The 22,404-nt window shown below is 63.1% G+C and carries 22 protein-coding genes and 1 other RNA gene; 17 read left to right on the top strand and 6 right to left on the bottom strand.

The window, feature by feature from the left end:
• The first annotated feature begins 17 nt into the window (after positions 1-17).
• The 3 genes from AWB68_RS05440 to AWB68_RS05430 all read left to right on the top strand — a co-directional run bounded on the left by AWB68_RS05440 (position 18) and on the right by AWB68_RS05430 (position 4,519).
• Positions 18-2,453 (top strand): 3-hydroxyacyl-CoA dehydrogenase/enoyl-CoA hydratase family protein, encoded by a 2,436-nt coding sequence (locus AWB68_RS05440; protein ID WP_087643329.1) that lies wholly within the window; start codon positions 18-20, stop codon positions 2,451-2,453.
• A gap of 24 nt (positions 2,454-2,477) precedes the next feature.
• Positions 2,478-3,677, top strand: a complete 1,200-nt coding sequence (locus tag AWB68_RS05435) for an acetyl-CoA C-acyltransferase (protein WP_087643328.1) — start codon at positions 2,478-2,480, stop codon at positions 3,675-3,677.
• Between the two features lie 77 nt (positions 3,678-3,754).
• Positions 3,755-4,519, top strand: coding sequence for an enoyl-CoA hydratase (locus tag AWB68_RS05430; RefSeq protein WP_087643327.1), 765 nt, complete (start codon positions 3,755-3,757; stop codon positions 4,517-4,519).
• A gap of 12 nt (positions 4,520-4,531) precedes the next feature.
• Here AWB68_RS05430 and fdhD read toward each other — a convergent pair whose 3' ends face one another.
• Positions 4,532-5,371 (bottom strand): formate dehydrogenase accessory sulfurtransferase FdhD, encoded by an 840-nt coding sequence (gene fdhD, locus AWB68_RS05425; protein ID WP_087643326.1) that lies wholly within the window; start codon positions 5,369-5,371, stop codon positions 4,532-4,534.
• 183 nt (positions 5,372-5,554) lie between these two features.
• On the opposite strand from fdhD, the gene AWB68_RS05420 reads away from it, so the two are divergent.
• The gene (locus AWB68_RS05420; protein WP_087643421.1) at positions 5,555-6,034 is read left to right on the top strand and encodes a nitrate reductase associated protein; all 480 of its coding nucleotides are present in this window, start codon (positions 5,555-5,557) and stop codon (positions 6,032-6,034) included.
• A 118-nt stretch (positions 6,035-6,152) separates the two neighbouring features.
• Here AWB68_RS05420 and AWB68_RS05415 read toward each other — a convergent pair whose 3' ends face one another.
• The gene (locus tag AWB68_RS05415; protein WP_087643325.1) at positions 6,153-6,548 is read right to left on the bottom strand and encodes an acyl-CoA thioesterase; all 396 of its coding nucleotides are present in this window, start codon (positions 6,546-6,548) and stop codon (positions 6,153-6,155) included.
• Positions 6,549-6,799: 251 nt separating this feature from the next.
• Between AWB68_RS05415 and AWB68_RS05410 the strand changes: the two genes are divergently transcribed.
• The 7 genes from AWB68_RS05410 to AWB68_RS05380 all read left to right on the top strand — a co-directional run bounded on the left by AWB68_RS05410 (position 6,800) and on the right by AWB68_RS05380 (position 14,547).
• Positions 6,800-8,740 carry an ABCB family ABC transporter ATP-binding protein/permease gene (locus tag AWB68_RS05410; RefSeq protein WP_235028223.1) on the top strand — a complete coding sequence of 647 codons (1,941 nt, stop codon included), beginning with the start codon at positions 6,800-6,802 and terminating at the stop codon, positions 8,738-8,740.
• A 56-nt stretch (positions 8,741-8,796) separates the two neighbouring features.
• On the top strand, positions 8,797-9,768 hold the full coding sequence (locus AWB68_RS05405) for a LysR substrate-binding domain-containing protein (RefSeq protein WP_087643324.1): 972 nt from the start codon (positions 8,797-8,799) through the stop codon (positions 9,766-9,768).
• Positions 9,769-9,877: 109 nt separating this feature from the next.
• Positions 9,878-11,191 carry a Glu/Leu/Phe/Val family dehydrogenase gene (locus tag AWB68_RS05400; RefSeq protein ID WP_087643323.1) on the top strand — a complete coding sequence of 438 codons (1,314 nt, stop codon included), beginning with the start codon at positions 9,878-9,880 and terminating at the stop codon, positions 11,189-11,191.
• Between the two features lie 241 nt (positions 11,192-11,432).
• Positions 11,433-12,326 carry a glutamate/aspartate ABC transporter substrate-binding protein gene (locus tag AWB68_RS05395; protein WP_087643322.1) on the top strand — a complete coding sequence of 298 codons (894 nt, stop codon included), beginning with the start codon at positions 11,433-11,435 and terminating at the stop codon, positions 12,324-12,326.
• Between the two features lie 81 nt (positions 12,327-12,407).
• On the top strand, positions 12,408-13,148 hold the full coding sequence (locus tag AWB68_RS05390; protein WP_087643321.1) for an amino acid ABC transporter permease: 741 nt from the start codon (positions 12,408-12,410) through the stop codon (positions 13,146-13,148).
• Positions 13,148-13,825, top strand: a complete 678-nt coding sequence (gene gltK / locus AWB68_RS05385; RefSeq protein WP_087643320.1) for a glutamate/aspartate ABC transporter permease GltK — start codon at positions 13,148-13,150, stop codon at positions 13,823-13,825. The genes AWB68_RS05390 and gltK overlap by 1 nt, the downstream gene beginning before the upstream one ends.
• Complete coding sequence (locus AWB68_RS05380; protein ID WP_087643319.1) at positions 13,822-14,547, top strand: amino acid ABC transporter ATP-binding protein; 726 nt, start codon at positions 13,822-13,824, stop codon at positions 14,545-14,547. The genes gltK and AWB68_RS05380 overlap by 4 nt, the downstream gene beginning before the upstream one ends.
• 72 nt (positions 14,548-14,619) lie before the next feature.
• Here the strand turns inward: AWB68_RS05380 and AWB68_RS05375 are convergent, their stop codons facing one another.
• Together AWB68_RS05375 and AWB68_RS05370 are read right to left on the bottom strand one after the other, a co-directional pair.
• Positions 14,620-14,955: a YegP family protein gene (locus AWB68_RS05375; protein ID WP_087643318.1), complete on the bottom strand. Its 336-nt coding sequence runs from the start codon at positions 14,953-14,955 to the stop codon at positions 14,620-14,622.
• Positions 14,956-15,013: 58 nt separating this feature from the next.
• Positions 15,014-15,907, bottom strand: a complete 894-nt coding sequence (locus AWB68_RS05370) for a class II glutamine amidotransferase (protein ID WP_087643317.1) — start codon at positions 15,905-15,907, stop codon at positions 15,014-15,016.
• A gap of 230 nt (positions 15,908-16,137) precedes the next feature.
• Here AWB68_RS05370 and pyrC point away from each other — a divergent pair, with 230 nt between their 5' ends.
• The 3 genes from pyrC to rnpB all read left to right on the top strand — a co-directional run bounded on the left by pyrC (position 16,138) and on the right by rnpB (position 18,537).
• Entirely contained in the window at positions 16,138-17,229 is a 1,092-nt protein-coding gene (pyrC, locus tag AWB68_RS05365) for a dihydroorotase (RefSeq protein WP_087643316.1), read from the top strand.
• Between the two features lie 21 nt (positions 17,230-17,250).
• Positions 17,251-18,087: a DUF3025 domain-containing protein gene (locus AWB68_RS05360; protein ID WP_087643315.1), complete on the top strand. Its 837-nt coding sequence runs from the start codon at positions 17,251-17,253 to the stop codon at positions 18,085-18,087.
• 36 nt (positions 18,088-18,123) lie between these two features.
• An RNA gene (gene rnpB / locus AWB68_RS05355) (RNase P RNA component class A) lies at positions 18,124-18,537 on the top strand.
• A gap of 82 nt (positions 18,538-18,619) precedes the next feature.
• Here rnpB and AWB68_RS05350 read toward each other — a convergent pair.
• Entirely contained in the window at positions 18,620-19,042 is a 423-nt protein-coding gene (locus tag AWB68_RS05350; RefSeq protein WP_087643314.1) for an OsmC family protein, read from the bottom strand.
• A 625-nt stretch (positions 19,043-19,667) separates the two neighbouring features.
• Between AWB68_RS05350 and rplM the strand changes: the two genes are divergently transcribed.
• The 3 genes from rplM to erpA all read left to right on the top strand — a co-directional run bounded on the left by rplM (position 19,668) and on the right by erpA (position 21,057).
• Positions 19,668-20,096, top strand: a complete 429-nt coding sequence (gene rplM, locus AWB68_RS05345; protein WP_087643313.1) for a 50S ribosomal protein L13 — start codon at positions 19,668-19,670, stop codon at positions 20,094-20,096.
• An 11-nt stretch (positions 20,097-20,107) separates the two neighbouring features.
• Positions 20,108-20,500, top strand: coding sequence for a 30S ribosomal protein S9 (gene rpsI, locus AWB68_RS05340; protein WP_087643312.1), 393 nt, complete (start codon positions 20,108-20,110; stop codon positions 20,498-20,500).
• A 191-nt stretch (positions 20,501-20,691) separates the two neighbouring features.
• Positions 20,692-21,057 carry an iron-sulfur cluster insertion protein ErpA gene (erpA, locus tag AWB68_RS05335; protein WP_087643311.1) on the top strand — a complete coding sequence of 122 codons (366 nt, stop codon included), beginning with the start codon at positions 20,692-20,694 and terminating at the stop codon, positions 21,055-21,057.
• A 74-nt stretch (positions 21,058-21,131) separates the two neighbouring features.
• Here the strand turns inward: erpA and AWB68_RS05330 are convergent, their stop codons facing one another.
• Positions 21,132-22,262, bottom strand: coding sequence for an anhydro-N-acetylmuramic acid kinase (locus tag AWB68_RS05330; RefSeq protein ID WP_087643420.1), 1,131 nt, complete (start codon positions 22,260-22,262; stop codon positions 21,132-21,134).
• Between the last annotated feature and the right edge of the window lie 142 nt (positions 22,263-22,404).

The raw sequence follows: 22,404 nt of genomic DNA, 5'->3' as shown, positions 1-22,404 counted from the left end.
ACTCCCGGAGGTAAAACGTGAGCAACCTGAATATTGCCAAGGTGGCTGTGCTCGGCGCCGGCGTGATGGGCGCGCAGATCGCCGCGCACCTGGTCAACGCCCGTGTGCCGGTCCTGCTGTTCGACCTGCCCGCGAAGGAAGGTCCGAAGAACGGCATCGCGCTGAAGGCGATCGAGAACTTGAAGAAGCTGTCGCCGGCGCCGTTCGGCGTGAAGGACGACGCGCAGTACATCGAGCCCGCGAATTACGACGACGACATCGAAAAGCTGAAGGATTGCGACCTCGTGATCGAGGCGATCGCCGAACGGATGGACTGGAAGCACGACCTGTACAAGAAGGTGTCGCCGTATATCGCCGACCACGCGATCTTCGCAACCAACACGTCGGGGCTGTCGATCACGGCGTTATCGGACGGCTTTTCTGACGAGCTGAAGGCGCGCTTCTGCGGCGTGCACTTCTTCAATCCGCCGCGCTACATGCATCTGGTCGAACTGATTCCGACCGCGTCCACGCGTCCGGAAATCGTCGACCAGTTGGAAACGTTCCTGACGAGCGTCGTCGGCAAGGGCGCCGTGCGTGCGAAGGACACGCCGAACTTCATCGCGAACCGCGTCGGCATCTTCTCGATTCTCGCGGTGATCGCGGAAGCGCAGAAGTTCGGCCTGCGTTTCGACGAAGTCGACGACCTGACCGGCGCGCGCCTCGGCCGGGCGAAGTCCGCGACGTTCCGCACGGCGGACGTCGTCGGCCTCGACACGATGGCGCACGTCATCAAGACGATGCAGGACAACCTCGCGGGCGATCCGTTCTTCCCGGTCTACGAAACGCCTGCCGTGCTCGCCGGGTTGGTGAAGCAGGGCGCGCTGGGACAGAAGACCGGCGCTGGTTTCTACAAGAAGGACGGCAAGGCGATCAAGGTGCTCGACCCGAAGAAGGGCGAGTACGTCGAAAGCGGCGCGAAGGCCGACGAACTCATCGGCCGGATTCTGAAGCGTCCGGCACCTGAGCGGCTGAAGCTGCTGCGCGAGTCGCAGCATCCCCAGGCGCAGTTCCTGTGGGCGATTTTCCGCGACGTGTTCCATTACATCGGCGTGCATCTGGAGTCGATTGCCGATAACGCACGCGATGTCGATTTTGCGATCCGCTGGGGCTTCGGCTGGAACGAAGGTCCGTTCGAAGGCTGGCAAGCCGCTGGCTGGCAGCAAGTCGCGAAATGGGTGCAGGAAGACATCGAGGCAGGCAAGGCGCTTTCGACGGCGCCGCTGCCCGCGTGGGTGTTCGACGGCCCTGTTGCGGAGAAGGGCGGCGTGCATACGGCCGAAGGCTCGTGGTCGCCGCAGGCGCGCAAGTTCGTGCCGCGCTCCGATCTGCCGGTCTACGAGAAGCAGGTGTTCCGCGCGCCGCTCGCCGGCGAGGCGGGCGTCGATCCGAGGACCTACGGCCGGACGCTGTTCGAAACCGACGCCGTGCGCGCGTGGGTCGATGACCGCGCGGGCGAGGACGACGTCGTGATCGTGTCGTTCAAGAGCAAGATGAACACGATCGGGCCGTCGGTGATCGACGGCCTCACGCAAGCCATCGCACTGGCCGAGAACGATTACAAGGGCGTCGTGATCTGGCAGCCGACCTCGCTCAAGCTCGGCAATCCGGGCGGCGCGTTCTCGGCCGGCGCGAACCTCGAAGAAGCGATGCCCGCGTTCATGACGGGCGGCGCGAAGGGGATCGAACCGTTCGTGAAGAAGTTCCAGCAGGGCATGCTGCGCGTGAAGTATGCGAGCGTGCCGGTCGTGTCGGCGGTATCGGGCATCGCGCTCGGCGGCGGCTGCGAACTCGCGCTGCATTCGGCGAAGCGCGTCGCGCATATTGAAAGCTATATCGGTTTGGTCGAAGTGGGCGTCGGCCTCGTGCCGGCGGGCGGCGGGCTGAAGGAAGCGGCACTGCGCGCAGCGGAGGCGGCGAGCGCCGTCAACGCAACCAGCGACCTGCTCAAGTTCGTGCAGAAGTCGTTCGAGAACGCGGCGATGGCGAAGGTCTCGGCATCCGCGCTCGACGCCCGCGCGATGGGCTACCTGAAGCCGTCGGACACGATCGTGTTCAACGTCCACGAACTGCTCGACATCGCGAAGAAGGAAGCGCGCGCCTTGAGCGCGTCGGGCTATCGTCCGCCGCTGCGCGTCAAGCAGGTGCCGGTCGCGGGCCGCTCGGCGATCTCGACGATCAAGGCGTCGCTCGTCAACATGCGCGACGGCCGCTTCATCAGCGACCACGACTACCTGATCGCGAGCCGCATCGCGGAAGCCGTGTGCGGCGGCGATGTCGAAGCGGGCAGCCTGGTCGATGAAGAATGGCTGCTGAAGCTCGAACGTCAGGCGTTCGTCGACTTGCTGGGCACGCAAAAGACGCAGGAACGGATCATGGGCATGTTGCAGACCGGCAAGCCGGTTCGCAACTGAGCGCGCGGAAACTAGGAGTCGGACATGAGCAAACAATTGCAGGACGCATACATCGTCGCCGCGAGCCGCACGCCGATCGGCAAGGCGCCGCGCGGCGTCTTCAGGAACACGCGCCCGGACGAACTGCTCGTCCACGCGATCCGGTCGGCGGTCGCGCAAGTGCCGGGACTGGACACGAACCTGATCGAAGACGCGATCATCGGCTGCGCGATTCCCGAGGCCGAGCAGGGCTTGAACGTCGCGCGCATGGGCGCGTTGCTGGCTGGCCTGCCGAACACGGTCGGCGGCGTGACGGTGAACCGCTTCTGCGCGTCGGGCGTCACGGCGCTCGCGATGGCGGCGGACCGCATCCGCGTCGGCGAATCGGACGTGATGATCGCGGGTGGCTGCGAATCGATGAGCATGGTGCCGATGATGGGCAACAAGCCGTCGCTGTCGCCGCATATCTTCGATCGCAGCGAAGACGTCGGCATTGCCTACGGCATGGGCCTGACCGCCGAGCGGGTAGCCGAGCGCTGGAAGATCAGCCGCGACGCGCAGGACGCGTTCTCGGTCGAGTCGCACCGCAAGGCTTTGGCCGCGCAGCAGTCGGGCGAGTTCAACGACGAAATCGCCGCGTTCACGCTGAACGAGCGCTTCCCCGATCTGACGACAGGCGAAGTGCGCGTGAACTCGCGCGAGATCCGTCTCGACGAAGGCCCGCGTGCCGGCACGACGATCGAAGGGCTGGCGAAGCTGCGTCCGGTGTTCGCGGCGAAAGGCTCGGTCACGGCGGGCAACAGTTCGCAGACATCGGACGGCGCGGGTGCGTTGATTGTCGTATCGGAGAAGATCCTCAAGGCGTTCAACCTGACGCCGCTCGCGCGCTTCGTGAGCTTCGCGGTGCGAGGCGTGCCGCCGGAGATCATGGGCATCGGTCCGAAGGAAGCGATTCCGGCCGCGTTGAAGGCAGCGGGCCTGAAGCAGGACGACATCGACTGGATCGAACTGAACGAAGCGTTCGCCGCCCAGGCGCTGGCGGTGACGCAGGACCTCGGCCTCGATCCGTCGAAGATCAATCCGCTCGGCGGCGCGATCGCGCTGGGGCACCCGCTCGGCGCGACGGGGGCGATCCGCGCATCGACGGTCGTGCACGGCCTGCGCCGGCGCAACCTGAAGTACGGCATGGTGACGATGTGCGTCGGCACCGGCATGGGTGCGGCGGGCATCATCGAGCGTCTGTAACCGGATGGCAGCGTTGACTTGAACGGCGGTTCGCGAGCCATTGCGCTGGCGAACCGCTTTTTTACACTGGAGACAAGATGGACATTCTCATCGAACGAGCCGACGGCGTATTGACCATCACGCTCAACCGGCCCGACAAGAAAAACGCGATCACGGCGGCGATGTATCAGGAAATGGCCGATGCGTTCTTCGAAGCCGAGAAGGACGCCAGCGTGCGCGTCGTGCTGCTTCGCGCCAATGGTGGCTCGTTCAGCGCGGGCAACGATCTCGAAGACTTCATGAAGGCGCCGTCCATGGATCGCGACGCGCCCGTGCTCCAGTTCCTGCGTCGCATCAGCACTGCGCCGAAACCGCTTGTCGCGGCGGTGGCCGGTGCGGCGGTCGGGGTCGGCACGACGATGCTGCTGCATTGCGACCTGGTCTATGCAGCGTCGACGGCAAAGTTCTCGATGCCGTTCGTGCAACTCGGGCTGTGTCCCGAGGCAGCGTCTAGCTTGTTGCTGCCGCGCATCGCGGGCTATCAGCGCGCGGCTGAAAAGCTGCTGCTCGGCGAAGCGTTCGACGCGAATGAAGCGATGAACATGGGCTTCGTGAATCGCATCGTCGATGCGGAAGCGGTCGATGCATTGGCGCTTGCGCAGGCGAAGAAACTCGCGGCGCTGCCCGCTTCATCGCTGCGCATGAGCAAATCGCTGATGAAAGGCGCCGACGCCCGCGAGATCGCCGAACGCATCGCCGAGGAAGCGGGCCACTTCGGCAAGATGCTGACGGCGCCTGAAGCGCGCGAAGCGTTCCAGGCGTTCTTCGAGAAGCGCAAGCCGGACTTCAGCCGGTTCGAGTAGCCTGCGAAGGCGTCACTCCACGTCGTATTCGACGAAGCTGCCTTCGCGCGCGAAGCTCACGAGCCGCAAGCCCGCTTGCTTCGCAATCGAGATCGCCAGTGACGTCGGCGCGGAAATCGTGACGACCATCGGCACGCCGACGCGCGCCGACTTGCGCACGAGTTCATAGCTTGCGCGGCTCGACAGGAACACGAAGCCCTGGGTGGTGTCCTCGCGCTTCAGGATCAGATGACCGATCAGCTTGTCGAGCGCGTTATGCCGGCCGACGTCCTCGAACGCGTAGCGCACCGCGCCACTTTCATCGCACCACGCGGCCGCGTGAAGACCGCCGGTGCGCTTCGTCAACTGCTGATGCGCGGGCAGTTCTCGCGCGGCGCGTGCGATCGCATCGCTGGCGAGGCGGGCAAGAAAGCCCGTGTCAGGCACGCGTTCGGGCTGCAGGTCGAGCAGTTCGATACTTTCGATGCCGCATACGCCGCAGCCGGTCCTTCCGGCGAGCGCGCGCCGCTTGTCCTTCAGCGCGACGAACGCTTGTTGCACGACCTGCAAGTGCACTTCCGCATGCGGCAGCGCGTCGCCGCCGTTGCTGTCACCGTCGCGAAAGAAAACCTCGATGTCGTGGATATCGCTGCCCCGCTCGACGATGCCTTCCGTAATCGAAAAGCCCACGGCGAACGCTTCGAGATCGCGCGGCGTGCACATCATCACCGCGTGCGAGATGCCGTTGAAGACGAGCGCAACCGGCCATTCCTGGCCGACGTCGTCCGTCGCGATCGCCGTGTCGCCGGCGCGATGGCGGCGCACCTGGCGCTCGATGAAGCCGGGTTGATCGTCCGTGTCGAGATCGTTCACTTTGCCTGGTTCCTTGAGCCTTGCCCGGTAGGGAGAACGGGCATAACGTTTGCTGCGCCCAGTGTGTAAAAGCGCATGCCCATGCGCCGCAACAGTAGGTATATTGGTCGTTCGAGGCCCTACAATAACTTAAGCCGGCGATGCATGCCGATGCTCGCCATCAACGCCAACGAGGCAACCGCCATGGGACTTTACGACGCCGCGCGTCTGTTCAAATTCGAAGTCGAGTCGTCCGAGAACCTGCGCTTCATTCCGCTCGTCGTGCGCTACAACCTCGATCGCTTTGGTCTGCGGATAACGCTCGATCAATGGCAGATGCTGCCTTACGACGACCGCGTGCTGCTTGCGCGCTTTCCCGTCGAGGCCGACCGCGAGATCGAGCCGAACTTCGATCGCGCGGTCGACGAGATGCTGCGGACCCATGCGAAGGTCGAACCGGAGAAGTTCGCGCCCGACGCCGATCCGGTCTGGGCGCACGCCGATGCCGTTCCTGAAACGGTCATCCGGCAAAGTAGTCTTGCTGGCGTGAGTTCGCCGAGCCTGTCGCGCTGGGCGGAACTCGATCCGTTTCAACGCTATGCGCTCGCGAAACTCGCGCGCCGCACGGGCGAACTGAATCACGATTTCCTGCCCGCGATGCGCGAATTCGGCCTTGCTGATTGAGCGGGCCGCTTGCGGCAATCGCTGCCGCAAGGCTTCAGGCAAGTAAGCGCTTCACGCGCTCTTCAACTCGATGCGCTGACTCCGGCGGGTCGCTGAAGCCCTAAGCCGCCGCGAAGGCTCAGTCAAGTGACGGCAGCGCGCGCGGCCGACGGTCGCGATCGGTGGCGACGTAGGTGAGTGTTGCTTCCGTCACCTTCACCACTTCGCCGTTCAGGCGCATGCGCTGCGCATAGACCTCGACCGACACCGTGACCGATGTGTTGCCCGTCTTCACGACTTCCGCATAGAAACTCAGCAGGTCGCCGACGAACACGGGCTGCTTGAAGATGAACGAGTTCACGGAGATGGTCGCGACGCGCCCGTTCGCGCGCCGGCTTGCCGGGATCGAGCCGGCGATATCGACCTGCGCCATGATCCAGCCGCCGAACACGTCGCCGTGGACGTTCGAATCGGCGGGCTGCGGAATCACGCGCAGCGCGACCGGCTTGTCGGGAAGTTGCGGGGAGTCGGTCATCGATCGGTTCCAGTAAGGGGCGCCTGGAAGGGCGCCTGAGCGGGGTGTCTTGCCATCTGCGACAATGAATGCACGACGATGGTCCGCGAGCGGAAGACGGTTCGCTGGTTTGAATGCACAAGCCGCCCGGGTCATCGAATTGTACGGGAAAGCACGCATTTTCGACGTGCTCCCGCCCCCGCGATACCACGCGTGGTGCTCGGCGCCCGGCCTCTGGCCGCGTGCCACGCGCCGATGCAGACCTCGAATTCATGCGCCGCTATCCAAACGCCGAACCGGCTCCCGTCACCAAAGGACCGCGCAACGACTGGCAGACGATCCGCTCGCTGCTGCCCTATCTGGCCACCTACAAGTGGCGCGTCGCGTTCGCGCTCGTCTGCCTGATCGGCGCGAAGGTCGCCAATCTGGGCGTGCCGATCGTGATGAAGAAGATCGTCGACGGCCTCGCTTCCGTGCAGCACCTGACCGCGCTCGGACGTGCGCACGATTCGCCCGCCATCGTGCTGATCGGCGGCATCGGCCTGCTCGTGGTGGCGTATGCGGTGGTGCGGCTTTCCACGTCGCTCTTCACCGAACTGCGCGAGATTCTCTTTGCGAAGGTCACCGAGAGCGCGGTGCGCACGCTCGCGCTCCAGGTGTTCCGTCATCTGCATTCGCTGTCGCTGCGCTTTCACCTCGAGCGGCAGACGGGCGGCATGTCGCGCGATATCGAACGCGGCACGCGCGGCATCCAGCAACTGGTGTCGTACTCGCTGTACAGCATCCTGCCGACGCTCGTCGAAGTCGGCCTCGTGCTCGGCTTCTTCGTGGCGAAGTACGAGGCGTACTACGCGATCGTCACGCTGATCGCGCTCGTCACGTATATCGTTTTCACGGTGAAGGTGACTGAGTGGCGCACGCATTTCCGGCGCACGATGAACGACCTCGATTCGAAGGCGAACTCGCGCGCGATCGATTCGCTGCTGAACTACGAGACGGTCAAGTACTTCGGCAACGAGCAGTGGGAGGCCGAGCGCTACGACGAGAACCTGAAGCGCTACCGGACGGCGGCGATCAAGTCGCAGCGCTCGCTTTCGATGCTGAACTTCGGGCAGCAGGCGATCATCGGCACGGGGCTCGTGTTCATTCTCTGGCGCGCGACGCAGGGCGTGATGGCCGGGCATCTCACGCTCGGCGATCTCGTGCTGATCAACACGTTCATGCTGCAGCTCTATATACCGCTGAATTTTCTGGGCGTGGTGTATCGCGAACTGAAGCAGAGCCTCACCGACATGGACCGCATGTTCACGCTGCTCGGTGCGGGCCGCGAAGTGCCGGACGTGCCGAATGCGCCGCCACTTGCGGTGCGCGGCGCCGCGGTGCGCTTCGATAGCGTCAGCTTTGCCTACGAGGCCGCGCGGCCGATTCTTCACGGCGTCGATTTCACGATTCCCGCCGGTACGACGACGGCTGTCGTCGGCCATAGCGGTTCGGGCAAGTCGACGCTCGGGCGGCTCTTGTTCCGCTTCTACGACCTCGACCGCGCGCACGGCGGACGCATTCTGATCGACGGCCAGGATATCCGCGACGTCACGCAGGATTCGCTGCGCACGGCGATCGGCATCGTGCCGCAGGACACGGTGCTCTTCAACGATTCGATCTACTACAACATTGCATACGGCCGGCCGTCGGCGACGCGCGATGAAGTGATCGCGGCGGCGCGGGCGGCGCATATCCACGATTTCATCGAAGGCTTGCCGGCAGGCTACGAGACGCCGGTCGGCGAGCGGGGATTGAAGCTGTCGGGCGGCGAGAAGCAGCGCGTGGCGATCGCGCGGACGCTGCTCAAGAACCCGCCGCTTTTGATCTTCGACGAAGCCACGTCCGCGCTCGATTCGAAATCCGAGCGCGCGATCCAGCACGAACTCGATTCGATCGCCCGCGAACGCACGACGCTGATCATCGCGCACCGGCTGTCGACGGTCGTGCATGCGGAGCAGATCATCGTGATGGATCGCGGGCGCATCGTCGAGCGCGGCACGCATGCGGAACTGCTGCGCGCGGGCGGTCTCTTCTCGCAGATGTGGGCGCTGCAGCAGCAGCGAGCGGCGGAGCCGCTTGCGAGCGACGATGCGCTCGGTCAGCCGCTCAGTGAGTCAGATCCTCAGCCGCTCAGCGAGTCAGATCCTCAGCCAGATACGGCGCGGGCCTGATCGCCGCTAAAATGCGGGCTTCGCCGCCGAGCGCGCCGCAGAAGCAAGGACCCAGCATGGAACTCAAATGGCTCGAAGACTTCGTCTCGCTCGCGGAGACGCGCAGCTTCAGCCGCTCGGCCGAACTGCGCCACATCACGCAGCCGGCATTCTCCCGGCGCATCCAGGCGCTCGAAGCCTGGCTCGGGACGGAACTCATCGACCGGTCGGTGTATCCGACGCGCCTCACGCAAGCGGGCCAGGTCTTCTACGAGCAAGCGCTCGCGATGCTCTCGCAGTTCCATGAAGCGCGCACCTTGCTGCGCGGACAAGGCGGCGCGCCCACCGCGACGATCGAATTCGCCGTGCCGCACACGCTCTCGCTCACGTATTTCCCGCGCTGGCTGCAACGCATCGAAGCGCGGCTCGGGCGCATCCACACGCGCCTGCGCGCGCTCAACGTGCACGACGCGGTGCTGTCGCTCGTCGAAGGCGGCGTCGACCTGGTGATCGGCTATCACCATCCGAGCCATCCGGTCGCGCTCGATCCCGCCCGCTACGACATGCTGACGCTCGGCACCGAGCCGATCAGTCCGTTCTCGGCGGCGAGCAAGAGCGGCCGCGCGCGCTACACCTTGCCCGCGAGCGCCGAGGCGCCGGTGCCGTATCTGTCTTACACGCCTAATGCATACCTCGGCCGCATGACCGAGGTGATTATCGCGACGGCGCCGACGCGCCTCTATCTCGACAAGGTCTACGAAACCGACATGGCCGAGGGGCTCAAGGCGATGGCGCTGGCGGGCCATGGCGTCGCGTTCCTGCCGCACAGCGCGGTGGAAGATGCCGTGGAGGAAGGGCGCCTGATCCGCCTCGACCGGGGCACGCGCGGCACGCCGGCCGGCCAGTTCACGCTGACGATGGATATCCGCCTGTATCGCGACAAGCTGGCGTCCCAAGGCGACGACCGGCGTCAGGCGCTGGCACGCAGCCTGTGGGACGCGGTCGGCGCGGAAGTGTCGAAGGTGGCGGCTCAAGCCCAGGCGGGATAACTCTCGCCAACGTTATGCACGATCTGCATAATCGGATAATGAAACGGCATTGGATTTCGTCAGGCCGTTTTTCGACAATGAGCGCATTCCACAACACGCTGGAGCGTACATGTCATCTCCGAAGCACGATCTGCCGTCGCCTGCCGCCCATCACGCCATCCCGTCGTATCTTCACGCCGACGATCTCGGCCCCTGGGGAAACTACCTGCAGCAGGTCGATCGCGTCGCGCCGTATCTCGGCCCGCTGTCGCGCTGGCTTGAAACCCTCAAGCGCCCGAAGCGGATCCTGATCGTCGACTGCCCGATCGAACTCGATAACGGCACGGTCGCGCACTTCGAAGGTTATCGCGTGCAGCACAATACGTCGCGTGGTCCGGGCAAGGGCGGCGTGCGTTATCACCAGGACGTGACGCTCTCCGAAGTGATGGCGCTCTCCGCGTGGATGTCGGTGAAGAACGCTGCGGTGAACGTGCCGTACGGCGGCGCGAAGGGCGGCATCCGCGTCGATCCGCGCACGCTCTCGCGCGGCGAACTCGAACGCTTGACGCGCCGCTACACCAGCGAAATCGGCATCATCATCGGACCGAACACCGACATCCCCGCGCCGGACGTGAACACGAACGAGCAGATCATGGCGTGGATGATGGACACGTACTCGATGAACCAGGGCCAGACGGCAACCGGTGTGGTGACCGGCAAGCCGATCTCGCTCGGCGGGTCGCTCGGCCGCAAGGAAGCGACGGGACGCGGCGTGTTCGTCGTCGGCACGGAAGCGGCGCGGCGCATCGGTTTCGACATCGAAGGCGCGCGCATCGCGGTGCAGGGTTTCGGCAATGTGGGCGGCATCGCGGCGCGCCTGTTCCAGGAAGCGGGCGCGCGCGTCATTGCCGTGCAGGATCACACGGGCACGCTGCATAACTCGAAGGGCATCGACGCGGTCGCGCTGCTCGATCACGTCGCGAAAAATGGCGGCGTGGGCGGCTTCGCCGGCGCCGATCCGGTTTCCGCCGACGAATTCTGGACGATCGAAAGCGACATCCTGATCCCGGCCGCGCTCGAAGGCCAGATCACCGAAAAGAATGCGCCGAAGATCAAGACGAAGATCGTCGTGGAAGGCGCGAACGGCCCGACGACCACCGCCGCCGACGACATCCTGCACGACAAGGGCGTCCTCGTGATCCCCGACGTGGTGGCGAACGCGGGCGGCGTGACGGTGTCGTACTTCGAATGGGTGCAGGATTTCTCGAGCTTCTTCTGGACCGAGGACGAGATCAACCAGCGCCTTGAACGCGTGATGCGCGAAGCGTTCGCCGCGGTGTGGCAGGTGGCGAGCGAACACAAAGTGTCTGTGCGGACGGCCGCATTTATCGTCGCTTGTACGCGGATTTTGATGGCGCGTGAAATGCGCGGCCTCTATCCCTGATCTTCGGGTATGTTGGACACGGCGCGCGTGCGGTTCATCGCTGCGTTCGCGCCCTTTAAGAACGCAGGCGGCATCCCTCTGGATGCCGCCTGCGTTTCTATCGATACTGGCGTTAGAATGCGCGTCGCGCGGGACTTGGCGGGGTTCGTCGTCAATTTTTGAGATGTGTGGTTAACATTCATTCTTTCAAATAAATTACCCTGCTAAACTTGCCCCGTTTTCGCCATAGGAGATCGAACAAATGAAGATTAAAAAGGCCGCGCTGGTACTCGCCGCCCTGGGTGTTCTCGCAACGGGCGCCCATGCCCAGGACGCCGGCACGCTGAAAAAGATCAAGGACACGGGGGTGATCTCGCTGGGTCACCGCGAGTCGTCGATTCCGTTTTCCTATTACGACGACAAGCAGAACGTCGTCGGCTATTCGCATGAGTTCGCGCTGAAGGTGGTCGAAGCCGTCAAGCAGAAGCTCAACATGCCGAACCTGAAGGTGAAGCTCACGCCGATCACGTCGCAAAACCGCATTCCGCTCGTGCAGAACGGCACGGTCGACATCGAGTGCGGCTCGACCACGAATAACGCCGAGCGTCAGCAGCAGGTCTCGTTCTCGAACACGATCTTCGTGATCGGCACGCGCCTGATGACCAAGAAGGATTCCGGCGTAAAGACCTGGGATGACCTGAAGGGCAAGACCGTCGTGACGACCGCGGGCACCACGTCCGAGCGCCTGCTTCGCAAGATGAACCAGGACAAGAGCATGGGCATGAACATCATCAGCGCGAAGGACCACGGCGAGTCGTTCCTGACGCTGTCGACCGGCCGCGCGGTTGCGTTCATGATGGACGACGCATTGCTCGCGGGCGAACGCGCGAAGTCCAACGACCCGGCCGACTTCGTGATCGTCGGCACGCCGCAGTCGCATGAAGCCTACGGCTGCATGATCCGCAAGAACGATCCCGAGTTCAAGAAGGTCGTCGACGACGCGATCGCGAAGGTCGAGACCTCGGGCGAAGGCGACAAGATCTACAAGAAGTGGTTCGAAAGTCCGATCCCGCCGAAGGGCCTGAACCTGGCCTTCCCGGAAAGCGACGACATCAAGGCGCTCTTCAAGAGCCCGAATGACAAGGCAATCGACTAACCTGTCCGGGTATCGCTAAACGAAAGATGAACGAAACGGAAGGAGCGTCGCGCTTCTTCCGTTTTCTTTTGGAGTGAGTCCATGTCTTATCACTGGAACTGGGGCATTCTGCTGAGTCCGGTTTCCACCGGCGAGCCCACGACCTATCTCGGCTGGCTGATTTCCGGCTTCTGGGTGACCGTCACCGTGTCGCTCGCTGCCTGGGTGATCGCGCTCGTGGTCGGCTCGTTGTTCGGCATCTTGCGCACGGTCCCGAATCGCTTTCTCGCGGGTATCGGCACGGTCTACGTGGCGATCTTCCGCAACATCCCGCTGATCGTGCAGTTCTTCATCTGGTATCTCGTGATACCGGAGTTGCTGCCGCCATCGATCGGCAACTGGTTCAAGCAATTGCCGCCCGGTGCGCAGTTCTTTTCGTCGTCGATCATCTGTCTCGGGCTGTTTACCGGCGCGCGCGTGTGCGAGCAGGTGCGCTCGGGCATCAATGCGCTGCCGCGCGGCCAACGTGCGGCCGGGCTGGCAATGGGCCTCACGCAATGGCAGACCTATCGCTACGTGCTGATGCCGGTGGCGTACCGGATCATCGTGCCGCCGCTCACGTCCGAATTCCTCAACGTGTTCAAGAACTCGGCGGTCGCTTCCACCATCGGTCTGCTCGACTTGTCCGCGCAGGCGCGCCAGCTCGTCGACTACACCGCGCAGACGTATGAATCGTTCATCGCCGTGACGCTCGCCTACATGCTGATCAACCTGATCGTCATGATGTTGATGCGCTGGGTCGAAGCGAAGACCCGGCTGCCCGGCTACATCGGAGGCAAGTGATGCATCATTTCAACTGGAGTGGCGTCATCGCCGCGCTGCCGACGCTGTGGACCGGTGCGATCATCACGCTGCAGATCACGGTGCTCGCCATCGTGGTCGGCATCGTCTGGGGCACGGTGATCGCGTTGATGCGCCTGTCCGGCATCAAGCCGCTCGTGTGGTTCGCGAACATCTACGTCACGCTGTTCCGCTCGATCCCGCTCGTGATGGTGCTCCTGTGGTTCTTCCTGATCGTGCCGCAGCTCCTGCAGAACGTGCTCGGCCTGTCGGCGGATATCGACATCCGGCTCGCCTCCGCGATGGTCGCGTTCTCGCTTTTCGAAGCCGCGTACTATTCGGAGATCATCCGCGCGGGCATCCAGTCGGTCGCGCGCGGGCAGGTGAACGCTGCGTTCGCGCTCGGCATGACGTACGCACAGGCAATGCGGCTGATCGTGCTGCCGCAGGCGTTTCGCGCGATGGTGCCGCTGTTGCTCACGCAGGCCATCGTGCTGTTCCAGGATACGTCGCTCGTCTACGTGATCAGCCTCGCGGACTTCTTCCGCACGGCGACCAACGTCGGCGACCGCGACGGCACCACCGTCGAGATGGTCCTGTTCGCCGGGGCGTGTTATTTCGTGATCTGCGTGTTTGCATCGGCCCTCGTCAAAAGTCTTCAGAAAAAGGTCGCAAGATGATCTCTTTGAAAAATGTTTCCAAGTGGTACGGGCAATTCCAGGTGCTGACCGATTGCACGACCGAAGTGAAAAAGGGTGAAGTAGTCGTCGTGTGCGGTCCGTCAGGGTCGGGCAAGTCGACGCTCATCAAGACGGTGAACGGCCTGGAGCCGTTCCAGAAGGGCGAGATCACGATCAACGGCCAGTCGGTCGGCGACAAGAAGACCAATCTGTCGAAGCTGCGCGCGAAGGTCGGGATGGTGTTCCAGCACTTCGAACTGTTCCCGCATCTGTCGATCGTGCAGAACCTGACGCTCGCGCAGGTCAAGGTGCTCGGCCGCTCGAACGACGAAGCCACCGCGAAGGGCTTGAAACTGCTCGACCGCGTCGGCCTGCGCGCTCACGCGGACAAATTCCCGGGCCAGTTGTCGGGCGGACAGCAGCAGCGCGTGGCGATTGCACGCGCGCTGTCGATGGACCCGATCGCGATGCTCTTCGACGAACCCACGTCAGCGCTCGATCCGGAAATGATCAACGAAGTGCTCGACGTGATGGTCGAACTGGCGCAGGAAGGCATGACGATGATGTGCGTCACACACGAAATGGGCTTCGCCAAGAAGGTCGCGCATCGCGTCGTCTTCATGGATCAGGGCTTGATCGTGGAAGACGACAAGAAGGAAGAGTTCTTCGCGAATCCGAAGTCGGATCGCGCGAAGGATTTTCTGGCGAAGATCCTGCATTGATCGGCAGGTTCTCTTGAGCAATGAAAAACGCGGCCTCTTTTGAAAGAGGTCGCGTTTTTTTATCTGCGCGACTTACTTCGTATTGTCCTGGATGACGGCATCCGGCGCGTTCTTCTTCACCGATTCGATGCCGTTCTCGCGCGCCGCCGTGCTGCTATAGCCTTCGCTCACGCCGATCACTTCGTGATTGGCCGCCTTGAGCGTGAACATCGGCTCGCCCTTGCTGTTTTCCTTGCGGTCGTAGCGCTCGTCGAGCGGCGCGTTTTTTCGCACGGACTCGATGCCATGCTCCGCCGACGCCCGCGTCACATACGTCTCGCTCTTGAGGATCGGCTCGCCGTTGGCTGCTCGCAGGTTGAAGTAGAACTGGCCATTCTTCGCTTTATCGATGACGAATTTTCCTGACATGGCCGTTCCTTTCGAGGTTTTCGAGGTGAGTGAAGCCTGAGTCCGGGGTGATGCACGTTCATTCGATCCCGAGCGCCGTCTCCACGGCCGCCGTCGTTTTGATCTTCAGCGCCGATTCCACGCATACCTTGCAGAGCGGCTCGGCTGCCTTCTTCGCCACGTCCTCCGGCACCGGGATGTTCACGGTCTTCTGCAACGCGCCCTTCTGGAACATCGCGAGATCGCCGGGTTCGAAGCGCGTCCAGATTTCGTCATCGGTGAGCGGCGAGGTCGCGATCACCGCGACGCGGTCTTCCGGCGTCGTGTACTTGGCGAAGTCGATCGACATGTCGGCGTCGATCAGGTGCGCGGTCGAGAACGGCCAACTGCGCACGAGGTAGTAGAGATGCGTCGAACAATGCGAGAACAGCGCCTGCCCGTTCGACATCAGGAAATTGAACACGCCGTACTGCGTGATGTCGCGCGTAAGGGTGGCGAGCGCGTCGAAGAGTTCGTCGAGCGGCGGCTGCGCGCCGGGAAACGCATCGCGCAAACCCTGCAGCAATGCGCAGAACGCGAGTTCGCTATCCGTCGTGCCGACCGGCTGATACACGCCGGAGAACTCCGGCGCGTGGCCTTTCAGGTCGCCGTTGTGCGCGAAGATCCAGTGACGGCCCCACAATTCACGCAGGAACGGATGGCAGTTTTCCAGCAGGATGTGCCCCTGCGTCGCCTTGCGGATATGCGCGATCGTGTTCTTCGACTTGATCGGATAGCGCTTGACCATCTCCGCGAGCGGAGAACTGGCCGACGACTGATGGTCGATGAAAAGCCGGCATGCCTTGTCTTCGAAGAAGGCGATGCCCCAGCCGTCGGCGTGATGGTCGGTGACGCCGCCGCGCGCCGCGAAACCCGTGAACGAGAACGTGACGTCCGTCGGCTCCGCGCAGTTCATTCCAAGAAGTTGGCACATGTTGCTGGGACTTGCAGGCTTAGGTGTTGGGGCGAATGGTTACAATGTGTCCAGCAAGCATATCACCGAGCCAATCGCCAAAATATCGATCATCCGGCTGTGTGCAGGCATCGTTGTTGATTTTCCACGGCGTTTTTTGCCGCCATGCTTCGATGTCCGCGCGCCGCCGGTCTCGTCATCCGGCGCAGGCTGTTTCCCTGCAATCCGATCGTCTTTGCCTTCGATACGCCATGTCCGCTCAACAGCCCGCCGCTTCAGCCTCGACGCAGTCTCCCGCCACGCTCACCATCGCACGCCCCGACGACTGGCACCTGCACGTGCGCGACGGCGCCATGCTCGCCGCCGTCCTGCCGCACACCGCGCGCCAGTTCGGCCGCGCGATCATCATGCCGAACCTGCGCCCGCCGGTGACGACCACCGAGATGGCCAGCGCGTATCGCGAGCGGATTCTGGCCGCGCTGCCGAAAGAGGGCGCCGGCGCCGCTTTCGAGCCGCTGATGACGCTCTATCTCACCGACAACACTCCGCCCGACGAAATCCGCCGCGCGCGCGAAAGCGGCTTCGTGCACGGGGTGAAGCTGTATCCGGCGGGCGCGACGACCAATTCCGATGCCGGCGTGACCGATCTGGCGAAGTGCGCGAAGACACTCGAAGCGATGCAGGAAAGCGGCATGCCGCTGCTCGTGCACGGCGAAGTGACCGACCCGGCGATCGACCTGTTCGATCGCGAGAAGGTGTTCATCGACCGCGTGATGACGCCGCTGCGCCGCGATTTTCCGGCGCTGAAGGTCGTGTTCGAGCACATCACCACGAAAGATGCCGCCGAGTACGTGCGCGAGGCGAGCGGCCCGGACGGCACCATTGGCGCGACGATCACCGCGCATCATCTGCTGTACAACCGCAATGCGATTTTTGTCGGCGGAATTCGGCCGCATTACTACTGCCTGCCGGTTCTGAAGCGCGAGACGCATCGCGTGGCGCTCGTCGAGGCGGCGACGTCGGGGAATCCGCGCTTTTTCCTCGGCACGGACAGTGCGCCGCATCCGAAGGGGCTGAAGGAACACGCGTGCGGATGCGCAGGGTGCTATACGGCGCTGCACGCGCTCGAGCTCTATACCGAAGCGTTCGACAAAGCCGGCGCGCTCGACAAGCTCGAAGGCTTCGCAAGCTTCCACGGGCCGGATTTCTACAACTTGCCGCGCAGTGCCGAAACGGTGACGCTGCGTCGCGAGACGTGGACGCTGCCCGCCGAATTCATGGTCGGCGATGAGGAAGTCGTGCCGTTGCGCGGCGGGGAATCGATCGGCTGGCGGCAGGTTTGAGGACTGTCGACGTAGCAAAACATGAGCGCGCTCACGGAAGCTGACGACGCGCGTCAGGTGTTCGCGCGCATCGACTGGCGCCAGCCGTGGCTCGCGCCGCTCGCGGAGCGGGGCGCGCGCTGGCAGACAGCGGCGCTCGCGGGTTACGCGCCGTATCTGGCTGCGCTCAACGCCGACGCCCGCTCGAAAGCGCTGCCCACCGGCCGCGGCGAGCCGCTGTCGTTCATCGCGCAGGACGACCTGCCGCCGGACGCGTCCTACGAAGCGCACATCGCCGCGACGGGCTGCGTGCCGACGCGCCACAATCTTCACGACTTCTTCAACGCGTCGATGTGGTTCCAGTATCCGCGCATCAAGGCGACGCTGAACGCCCTGCAGGCGGCGCAGATCGAGGCGCTCGGCATCGGTCCGACGCGCGGCGGCGTGCGCGACGCCCTCACGCTCTTCGACGAAAACGCCGTGCTGTTCGCCTGCGCCGATCGCGCTTTGGCGGACGCTTTGCTCGGCTTCGACTGGCCGACGCTGTTTCTGTCAAAACGCGACGCGTGGAGCGAACGCTGCGAGGCGCGCGTCTTCGGCCACGCGCTGCTGGAAAAGCTGTTGTCGCCCTACAAGGCGTGCACGGGCCACGCGTGGATCGTGGAAGTTCCGCCTGCCTACTTTTCCTTCGACGACGAACAACGCCGGTCGTTGCTCGACGAACGCGTCGCGCGCATGCTGCTGAGCCCATCGCCGACGAGCCGCGACTTCGCTCCGTTGCCCGTTCTGGGCGTGCCGGGCTGGTGGCCGGCGAACGAATCGCCCGCTTTCTACGCCGACGCCGCCGTTTTCCGCCCAGGCCGGCGCAACCGCCGATAAAGCGGCCCGGTCAGGCCATGCTAATATGCGTCCCGCAAAGCAGGCCAGGCAGTCGCGGCTTTTCCGGTTTCGGCTGGAAAGGGCGAGGAAAGTCCGGACTCCACAGGGCAGGGTGATGGCTAACGGCCATCCGTGGCGACACGCGGAACAGGGCAACAGAAAGCAAACCGCCGATGGCCCGGCGCAAGTCGGGATCAGGTAAGGGTGAAACGGTGCGGTAAGAGCGCACCGCGGCTGTCGCGAGGCAGACCGGCACGGTAACCTCCACCCGGAGCAATTCCAAGTAGGCAGGCGCGCATCTTCGAGATGCAGGACGGGGCCCCCGTCTCGTCTGCGGGTAGGAAGCTTGAGCGCGTCAGCAATGGCGCGCCTAGAGGAATGGCTGCCACACGCTTCACGTCTTCGGACGTGGTGCGTGCACAGAATCCGGCTTATCGGCCTGCTTTGTCGTCATTCAAAATCAAAAAGCCGGCGTCAGTGATGACGCCGGCTTTTTGCTTTGCGGCTTGGAACGTGGTCTGTTCTCAGAGTCTCAGGCGGGAACGATATCGAACGAATGGGTCAGTTCGGCCGTCTTCGCGATCATGATCGACGCCGAGCAGTACTTGTCGTGCGACAGGTTGATCGCCCGTTCGACGGTTGCCGGATTCAGGTTCTTGCCCGTCACCGTGAAGTGGAAATGGATCTTGGTGAAAACCTTCGGGTCCTCGCTCGCGCGCTCGGCCTTGAGCGTCACCGAGCACCCCGCGACTTCCTGGCGGCTTTTCTTCAGGATCATCACGACGTCGTACGCCGTGCAGCCGCCGGTGCCGAGAAGCACCATTTCCATCGGGCGCGGCGCCAGATTGCGGCCGCCGCCGTCGGGCGCGCCGTCCATCGTGACGAGATGGCCGCTACCGGTTTCGGCGGCGAACGCCATGCCGTCCTGTCCCATCCAGCTTACTTTGCATTCCATGCTCAGACTCCAGCGCGCTCAAGACGTTGTTTTACAAAAAGCGACATTGTAGCGTTTCGACCGATGGGCCGACGACGCCACTACGCGCATATACGGGTTGACGGGGCGTTAATCAACCCAGCTTCGGAACCGCTAACGCCGGAATGGCAAAACCGAGCACGGCCTCTAGTTCGCCTTTCACGGCGAAAGCCGACGCCAAGTCTTGTCCATATCATTGTTTATAAAAGAAAAACCACACGATCTTCCGGCCGAGCCACGATTTCACATTATGGTTGTAATTTCCACCATGCAAATTTTCTTGCTTTGCAGCAAACCGCTGCCTATACTCGGCTCATTGGTTGTCGCAGTTCGACAAATGTACCGCGTCTCCTCCACCTCCTCCTTTGGTGGATTCAGCCCGAGCCTCAGATGCTCGGGCTTTTTTTCGCCTGTCGCCACGCGACGGCGCGCTCCGTACAGATCAGATCGCGCAAGTTTTGACTCGGCACCAAAAATCCCCTTATAATTCAAAGTTCTCTTCGCACCATGCCCGCGAAGGGGATTCAGGGAGAGCCTGCACGCGCCTCGATGCGCAACATTCATACAAGCGGGACTGCAAGGGCACAGTTATTTTTTTGGATCGATCATGAAGACGTTTTCCGCAAAAGCCCATGAGGTGACGCGTGAATGGTACGTGATTGACGCGACGGATAAGGTTCTCGGCCGTGTCGCCAGCGAAGTGGCACGCCGTCTTCGCGGCAAGCACAAACCCGAGTTCACCCCGCACGTCGACACTGGTGATTTCATCATCATCATCAACGCCGGCAAGCTGAAGGTCACGGGCAACAAGGCAACCGACAAGAAGTACTATCGTCACTCGGGTTACCCGGGCGGCATCTACGAAACGACGTTTGGCAAGATGCAGGAACGCTTCCCGGGCCGCGCGCTCGAGAAAGCGGTCAAGGGCATGTTGCCGAAGGGTCCGCTCGGCTACGCGATGATCAAGAAGCTGAAGGTCTACGCCGACGCAACGCATCCGCATACGGCTCAACAGCCTAAAGCGCTCGAGATCTAAGGGGAGCCCACATGATCGGTAACTGGAACTATGGCACGGGCCGCCGCAAGAGCGCCGTTGCTCGCGTCTTCATCAAGGCAGGCAAGGGCGACATCGTTGTCAACGGCAAGCCCATCGCTGACTACTTCTCGCGCGAAACCTCGCTCATGATCGTGCGCCAGCCGCTCGAACTGACGAGCCACGCCACCACGTTCGACATCAAGGTCAACGTGACGGGCGGCGGCGAAACGGGTCAGGCCGGCGCGGTTCGCCACGGCATCACCCGTGCGCTGATGGACTACGACGCAACGCTCAAGCCGACGCTGTCGAGCGCAGGCTTCGTGACGCGTGACGCACGTGAAGTGGAACGTAAGAAGGTCGGTTTCCACAAGGCACGTCGCAGGAAGCAGTTCTCGAAGCGTTAAGCCGTATCCGCGCTGTTCGCCGATCTCGGCGAATTACCGGAAGAAGCCGCCAGCGTCATACGCGGGCGGCTTTTTTATTGTTTGTGACGCTTTTGCATCGTTCGTCTATAGCCCATTGATTTTATGGGCATTCAGCACGATATCGAGATCAGCCCTACAATGACGGATAGAAGCTTTTTTGGAGAGTTCGAATGAACGCTGTCACCGACACCCCCACGACCGAAATGCCGATGCCGTTCGTCTTCACCGACGCGGCCGCCGACAAGGTCAAGCAACTGATCGACGAAGAAGGCAATCCGGACCTGAAGCTGCGCGTGTTCGTGCAGGGCGGCGGCTGTTCGGGTTTCCAGTACGGCTTCACGTTCGACGAAGCCGTCAACGAAGACGATACCGTGATGGACAAGAGCGGTGTCCAGTTGCTGGTCGACTCGATGAGCTACCAGTATCTGGTCGGTGCCGAGATCGATTACAAGGACGACATCAACGGCGCGCAGTTCGTGATCAAGAACCCGAACGCGTCGACAACCTGTGGTTGCGGATCATCGTTCTCGGTCTGATTCCGGGCTGAGCGTGGTATGAAAAACGGAGCTTGCGGGCTCCGTTTTCTATTGTGCGTCAGGTTCGACGACACTCAGTGCGGATAAATCGCACCCAGGACGCGCTCGCCGGCCGCGCCTGTCACGGCCGCGATGTTGCCGGCCTCGCGCGACACGCAGCGCATCGCGAGCCACGCGAACGCAAGCGCTTCCACTTGCTGCGGCGGCACGCCGAGCGCCTCGGTCGTCATGACCGGCACGCCCGATACGCCGCTGTCTTCCAGGGCCTGCTGGATCGCGCTCATCAGCACGGGATTGCGTGCGCCGCCTCCGCAAACATAGACCGCGCGCGAATCGGAGGCATGCCGCTCGATTTCCCGCGCGACGCTCACCGCCGTCAATGCGACCAAGGTCGCCTGCACGTCGGCGGGCGGCAGGCCGGAAAAGCCCGCCAGTTTCGCATCGAGCCACGCGGGATTGAACAGGTCGCGTCCGGTGCTTTTCGGCGGCGGCTGCTCGAAAAACGGTTCATCGAGCAGCGCGTTGAGCAACGGCCGATGCACCTGACCCTGCGCCGCAAATTGTCCGCCCTCGTCGTAGGGCTTTTTCAGATGACGCTGCGACCACTCGTCGAGCAGCGCGTTCGCCGGACCGCAATCGAAGCCGCGCACCGTGCCATTCGCCGACAACACCGTGATATTGCTGATGCCGCCAAGATTGCAGACGACGCGCGTCTCGTCCTTCGCGCCGAACACAGTCGCGTGGAAGGCCGGCACGAGCGGTGCGCCCTGACCGCCCGCGGCGACGTCGCGGCTGCGGAAGTCGGCGATCACGTCGATGTTGGTCATTTCCGCGAGCAGCGCCGGATTGTTGATCTGGCTCGTGTAACCCTTCTCCGGCCGATGCCGCACGGTCTGCCCATGCACGCCGATCGCGCGCACCTTCGTGGCCGAGCAGCCGCTCATGCTCTGCAATTCGTGACAGCAGACCGCGTAGCGCGTCGCGAGCGCGTTCGCCGCGAGCGCCGCGCGCTCGATCTCGTTGTCAGCGGGTTCTTGCAGCGCGAACAGGGCATCGCGCATGCTTTTCGAAAAACTGACATGCGCTTCGCCGAGCACGGCGGGCGGCTTGCCGGTCGTGAACTGGACGGCCACGCCATCGACGCCGTCCATGCTCGTGCCGGACATCAAACCGAAGTACACGCCGTCCGCCTTGCCGCATTCGATTTCCTCGGTTTTTCGTCCCACGCTTGTTCTCCTGGTCCCATGCTGGTTGCGGTCGATGCCGTTTTTATCGATCAAGCGCGATTATCCGCGCATCGGGGCGAATCGTTAAGGTGCGTCGGAGCGGGTTCGCGCGGCCGCCACA

It is taken from the genome of Caballeronia choica (assembly GCF_001544535.1).
Taxonomy (GTDB): domain Bacteria; phylum Pseudomonadota; class Gammaproteobacteria; order Burkholderiales; family Burkholderiaceae; genus Caballeronia; species Caballeronia choica.
Note: the sequence above shows the minus strand (reverse complement) of the source record. Positions and strands in the feature narration are given on the sequence as shown.

Bases quoted from the DNA above. Each gene is read 5' to 3' on its own strand.
- AWB68_RS05435 (WP_087643328.1), top strand. From the start codon at position 2,478: ATGAGCAAACAATTGCAGGACGCATACATCGTCGCCGCGAGCCGCACG.
- AWB68_RS05415 (WP_087643325.1), bottom strand. From the start codon at position 6,548: ATGACCGACTCCCCGCAACTTCCCGACAAGCCGGTCGCGCTGCGCGTG.
- AWB68_RS05390 (WP_087643321.1), top strand. From the start codon at position 12,408: ATGTCTTATCACTGGAACTGGGGCATTCTGCTGAGTCCGGTTTCCACC.
- rplM (WP_087643313.1), top strand. From the start codon at position 19,668: ATGAAGACGTTTTCCGCAAAAGCCCATGAGGTGACGCGTGAATGGTAC.
- AWB68_RS05430 (WP_087643327.1), top strand. From the start codon at position 3,755: ATGGACATTCTCATCGAACGAGCCGACGGCGTATTGACCATCACGCTC.
- pyrC (WP_087643316.1), top strand. From the start codon at position 16,138: ATGTCCGCTCAACAGCCCGCCGCTTCAGCCTCGACGCAGTCTCCCGCC.
- AWB68_RS05400 (WP_087643323.1), top strand. From the start codon at position 9,878: ATGTCATCTCCGAAGCACGATCTGCCGTCGCCTGCCGCCCATCACGCC.
- erpA (WP_087643311.1), top strand. From the start codon at position 20,692: ATGAACGCTGTCACCGACACCCCCACGACCGAAATGCCGATGCCGTTC.
- AWB68_RS05395 (WP_087643322.1), top strand. From the start codon at position 11,433: ATGAAGATTAAAAAGGCCGCGCTGGTACTCGCCGCCCTGGGTGTTCTC.
- AWB68_RS05360 (WP_087643315.1), top strand. From the start codon at position 17,251: ATGAGCGCGCTCACGGAAGCTGACGACGCGCGTCAGGTGTTCGCGCGC.
- AWB68_RS05350 (WP_087643314.1), bottom strand. From the start codon at position 19,042: ATGGAATGCAAAGTAAGCTGGATGGGACAGGACGGCATGGCGTTCGCC.
- AWB68_RS05405 (WP_087643324.1), top strand. From the start codon at position 8,797: ATGGAACTCAAATGGCTCGAAGACTTCGTCTCGCTCGCGGAGACGCGC.
- rpsI (WP_087643312.1), top strand. From the start codon at position 20,108: ATGATCGGTAACTGGAACTATGGCACGGGCCGCCGCAAGAGCGCCGTT.
- AWB68_RS05375 (WP_087643318.1), bottom strand. From the start codon at position 14,955: ATGTCAGGAAAATTCGTCATCGATAAAGCGAAGAATGGCCAGTTCTAC.
- AWB68_RS05420 (WP_087643421.1), top strand. From the start codon at position 5,555: ATGGGACTTTACGACGCCGCGCGTCTGTTCAAATTCGAAGTCGAGTCG.
- gltK (WP_087643320.1), top strand. From the start codon at position 13,148: ATGCATCATTTCAACTGGAGTGGCGTCATCGCCGCGCTGCCGACGCTG.
- AWB68_RS05370 (WP_087643317.1), bottom strand. From the start codon at position 15,907: ATGTGCCAACTTCTTGGAATGAACTGCGCGGAGCCGACGGACGTCACG.
- AWB68_RS05380 (WP_087643319.1), top strand. From the start codon at position 13,822: ATGATCTCTTTGAAAAATGTTTCCAAGTGGTACGGGCAATTCCAGGTG.
- AWB68_RS05410 (WP_235028223.1), top strand. From the start codon at position 6,800: ATGCGCCGCTATCCAAACGCCGAACCGGCTCCCGTCACCAAAGGACCG.